A 4,251-nucleotide genomic window follows, 5' to 3' on the forward strand; every position below is an offset into this window, starting at 1 on the left:
TGATCAAGCAAAGGCCGCTCCGCTGTCCGGCGAACAGCAAAACCCGTGGCCAGCCCGCCCAACTAACCAAAGGCAAAGGTTTAAATACAAGCTAAGTTTCATGGTCTTCTCCTGCTCGACGGGGTCGTTGTCGGCGAGGACGCCGCGGTCGCCGAACCCGAGCCACTTGGAGAAGCCGCGGCCGGTACGGCGCTGCGGTGTAGAGAGAAGGGGATGCCCTCAGGGGCGGGAAGGAGTCAGTTCTGGTCGAGGTCGCCGGGGGTGGGGGCGAGCGCCCAGTCGAGGGCGAGGTCGGCGACGGCTTCCCAGCCGGGCTCGCCGCAGGTGTAGTGGCTGCGGCCGTCGAAGAGCTTGTACGCGGTGATCGCCTTGGAGCGCTTGGCGTTCTTCTCGTAGTTCTCGCGCTGGACGACGGGCGGCAGGATGTTGTCGTTGCCGCCGGAGATGAACAGCAGTGGTGCGCGGTCGTCGTTGGCGAAGTCGTAGGTCGTCGTCGCGTTCGGGGTGAAGTTCGCGAATCCGCCCTGGAAGAGGATGCGGCCCGAGACCGGCACGGAATAGCGGTCGTAGACCGCCTTCGACTCCTCCACGGTGAGGTTGTTCGTGAAGGCGTAGTGGAATTCCTTCTCCGTGATCGGCACCGCACGGCTCTTGTTGGCCGGGTTGTGCAGGACCGGGAAGGTCGCCTTGATCTCGCTGAAGGGCAGCGCCTTCACGCCCTTCACGGCGGCGCCGTCGATCGATACGCCGGCCGAGCCGTACCCGGCGTCGAGGAGGAGCTGGACGAAGGCCCCGCCGAACGAGTGGCCCATGATGACCGGCTTCGTGTCGAGCGCGTCGATGACCTGCTTCAGGTGGTCGAAGACCTCGGTCACGCCCAGGCCCGCCAGCGGGGATGGGTCGCCTCGGAGGGCCTGGACGCCGGCGGTGCCGGGCTGGATGCCGGGATAGCCGGGGGTGATCACCTTGAGCCCGCGCTGCTCGTAACGGGCGACCCAGTTCTCCCACGACAGCGGGGTCATCCAGAGGCCGTGGATGAGGACTACGGTGTCCGTGGCCGCCTCTCGTTCCATGAGTCTCACCCTGTTCTCTCCAGCCCAGGGGACTGTGCCCGCTGCCCGCCGGTTCGTCGCTCCGCCGCGCGCTCCTACGCGCCGCGGCCCGTCGGCCTTCCGCCGACACGAAAACGCTATTCCGGCGGTGAAGGAACCGGAATGATCGACTCGCTTCCCTTCTTTGCCCAAACGCTCGGCCGGTCCTTTTCCCGACGCTCAGTTGGGTCGTGGCCGGCGGCCGACGCGATACCACCGGCCCTTCATCCAGGCTAGGCGCAATACCAGTAACTTAAGGGCAATTTGGTCGTTGTTGTTGGTGTGCCAAGAGCGGGTCAGCTGAAGTCATCTGGTGAGCGGTTGTCGGACCGGGTCGCGGTCGGGGTGTTGACACAGGCGTTTCCTCGGTCGCTTGTGGATGAGGTGTTGGAGGAGACGGGGCGTGTGCAGCAGAGGAACCGGCTGTTGCCGGCCCGGCTGGTGGTCTACTTCGTGTTGGCGATGTGTCTGTTTTCGGGGCAGAGCTATGAAGAGGTCGCCCGACTGCTGACAGCAGGTTTGCAGGGTGCGCGGCGCTGGCGTGTGTCGTGGGCAGTGCCCAGTACTGCTGCGATCTGGAAGGCCAGGTCCCGGTTGGGTGTGGCACCTCTGCGGCAGCTGTTCGCACGGGTGTGTTGTCCGGTCGCCACACCGGACACTCAGGGGGGCTTTCTACCGCGGCTGGCGGCTGACCGCGATCGACGGCACCACGTTCGACCTGCCCGACACGAAGGCGAACGTGGAGGCGTTCGGCCGTCCGCCCCGCTCCGGTCGGGGTGAACAGAACGTCGGCTGCCCGCAGTTGCGCATGGTCGGCCTGGTGGAATGCGGCACTCATGCCGTCTTCGACGCTGCGACCGGAGCCCTGCGCACCGGAGAGCAGACTCTGGCCCGGGCGGTCCTGGTGTCTCTGCGACCAGGGATGCTACTGCTGGCCGACCGTGGCTTCTACGGCGTGGATCTGTGGTGCAAAGCCGCGGCAACCGGGGCGGACCTGCTGTGGCGAGTCCGCAAAGACCTCGTACTGCCGGTAGTTGAGCAGCTGCCGGACGGCTCCTACCTCACCGAGATCTTCGACCGGAGCGACATCCACCACACCCGTCGTGGAGTGCGGGTGCGCGCGGTGGAGTACACCATCGCCGGCCACGAGGGCGCCTACCGCCTCCTCACCACGATCCTCGACCCGGACAAAGCCCCAGCCGCGGAACTCGCCGCACTCTACGCCCAGCGATGGGAGTTCGAGTCCACCCTCGACGAAATCAAGACCCACCTCGGCGGGCCACGCCTGGTCCTGCGTTCGCAGCACCCCGACGGAGCCGAGCAGGAACTCTACGGCTTCCTGCTCGTCCACCACGCCATCCGACGCCTGATGCACCAAGCCGCGCACCAGGCCGACCAGGACCCCGACCGGATCTCCTTCACCCGCTCACTGCGCGTCGTGCGCCGCCAGGTCACCGACCAGGCGGCATTTTCCCCCCGGCAGACTCACCCGCGCGGTCAAAGCCACCCACGCTGAACTCCTCGAATGCCCCCTTCCACCGAGACGCCGCCGATCCAACCCCCGCGTCATCAAGCGCAAAGTCGCCGGCTGGCCCCTCAAACGTGCCGCCCACCGGACTGCGGACCGCCCACCCACCGCGGCCATCACCCTCGTTGGCGCCACCAAACCCAAACGGGTCAAACGCACACCAAAACACTAAGTTACCGGTATTGAGGCTAGGCGCTGCCGTTTCGGGCGGCGCGCCAATCCCGTGGGGCGGTGCCGTACTTGCGGGCGAAAGCCCTGGAGAACGCCGCCTCGGATTCGTACCCCAGGGCCCTGCCGATCGCTCCCACCGGCTCGGTGGTGGTCGCAATCCGGTCGGCCGCGCGCGCCAGGCGCAGCCGGGCCAGGTAGCGGGCGGGTGGATCCCCGGCCAGCCGTGTGAAGCGCGCCGCGAAAGCGGCCCGGGACAGTGAGGCGAGGCCGGCCAGCTCCTCCACGGACCAGGGCTGCTCGGGGTGGCGGTGGATGGCCCACAAGGCGGGCCCGAGGGACTGGTCGAGCGCCGCGGTCAGCCACCCCGGGCTGCCGCCGGCCCCGTCGGTGTCGGACCAGGCCCTCAGCGCCTTGATGAACAGCAGGTCCAGGAGCCTGGACGCCATCGCCCGCGACCCGGCGCTCGGATCGGCGATCTCGGCCGCGAGCAGCCCGGCGCTGAGCGGCAGCCACTCCAGACCGGGTTCGGAGCCGCGCAGCACGATCACCTGCGGCAGCGCCGCGAGCAGCGGGGAGGCCGCGCTCTCCTCGACGAGGAACCGGCCGCTCATCCAGGAGCCATCCCCCTCGACCGCCCTCAACCGGTGCCCGGCACCGGTCGCCAGCAACGCCATGTCCCCCTCCCCGAGCCGCAGTCGCGCCCCCGCGTCGACGACCAGCTCGACCGCCCCCTCCTCGATGAGGTGCACCACCCTCTCTCCCGCCCCGTGCCGGACGTCGGCCCCGCCCACCGCGCGTACCACGGTCAGCCCTTCGCCGCGCAGGTGGATCAGATCGAGCACGTCGGACAGCGCGTCGACGGACGCGTCGAGCGGAACGGCATGGTTGTCGACCGGATCACTCATCTTCTCGTGGCCCTATCCGTAGTGAGGTGCTTCCGCCCCTATCTATCAAGGAAGGGTCCGGCGCGGGGCCGGGAGGCACACCGGGACGGTCGGGACGCCGACACACGCTCGGCCCCGAAGCCGGAACAGGCTGGGCTGCGGACGGCCCGAACTTCGGGCCGTTCTCGGGCCGAAGAGCCGCCAGGGGCTCCCCGACCGGTTTCAGCCGGACGGATTTAGCCACCCAGAGCCCTTTGTCTGATCGTCCAAGCCCCGGCCGAAAACCGCCGCTAACCAGCAAAAAGCCCCTCCCGAAGGAGGGCCTTAAGTGATGCACAAAGCCACCTGGCAGTACGCGATTGTGTGCTCGGCTGCCAGCCGATTGAGCTTGATGGCGATACCGCAGATGTGGCGACCCTGTGTGGGTCGACCGGGCGTCGCGGCCTCAGTTGTCGGCGGCTGCTGGGCGGAGCACGTCGCGTTAGGGAGCGTATCGAGTCGTGATCAATCTGCGGGATGTGCCTTCGTGGCACGGTCTGGTCCGGTAGACCGTCTTAAGTGACGCGAGTGCAACTGA

2 protein-coding genes and 1 pseudogene are annotated in these 4,251 nt (G+C 67.9%); 1 reads left to right on the plus strand and 2 read right to left on the minus strand.

What is annotated here, in order from left to right; translation table 11 throughout:
• Window positions 1-236: 236 nt before the first annotated feature.
• The gene (locus tag ABZY11_RS43205) at window positions 237-1,073 is read right to left on the minus strand and encodes an alpha/beta hydrolase (protein WP_356484424.1); all 837 of its coding nucleotides are present in this window, start codon (window positions 1,071-1,073) and stop codon (window positions 237-239) included.
• 300 nt (window positions 1,074-1,373) lie between these two features.
• Here ABZY11_RS43205 and ABZY11_RS43210 point away from each other — a divergent pair.
• A pseudogene (locus tag ABZY11_RS43210) lies at window positions 1,374-2,607 on the plus strand (IS4 family transposase).
• Between the two features lie 200 nt (window positions 2,608-2,807).
• Here the strand turns inward: ABZY11_RS43210 and ABZY11_RS43215 are convergent.
• On the minus strand, window positions 2,808-3,695 hold the full coding sequence (locus ABZY11_RS43215; RefSeq protein ID WP_356484425.1) for an AraC family transcriptional regulator: 888 nt from the start codon (window positions 3,693-3,695) through the stop codon (window positions 2,808-2,810).
• Between the last annotated feature and the right edge of the window lie 556 nt (window positions 3,696-4,251).

Source organism: Streptomyces sp. NPDC006510 (assembly GCF_040611955.1).
GTDB lineage: Bacteria > Actinomycetota > Actinomycetes > Streptomycetales > Streptomycetaceae > Streptomyces.

Coding starts and splice junctions, on each gene's coding strand:
- ABZY11_RS43205 (WP_356484424.1), bottom strand. CDS start 1,073: ATGGAACGAGAGGCGGCCACGGACACCGTAGTCCTCATCCACGGCCTC.
- ABZY11_RS43215 (WP_356484425.1), bottom strand. CDS start 3,695: ATGAGTGATCCGGTCGACAACCATGCCGTTCCGCTCGACGCGTCCGTC.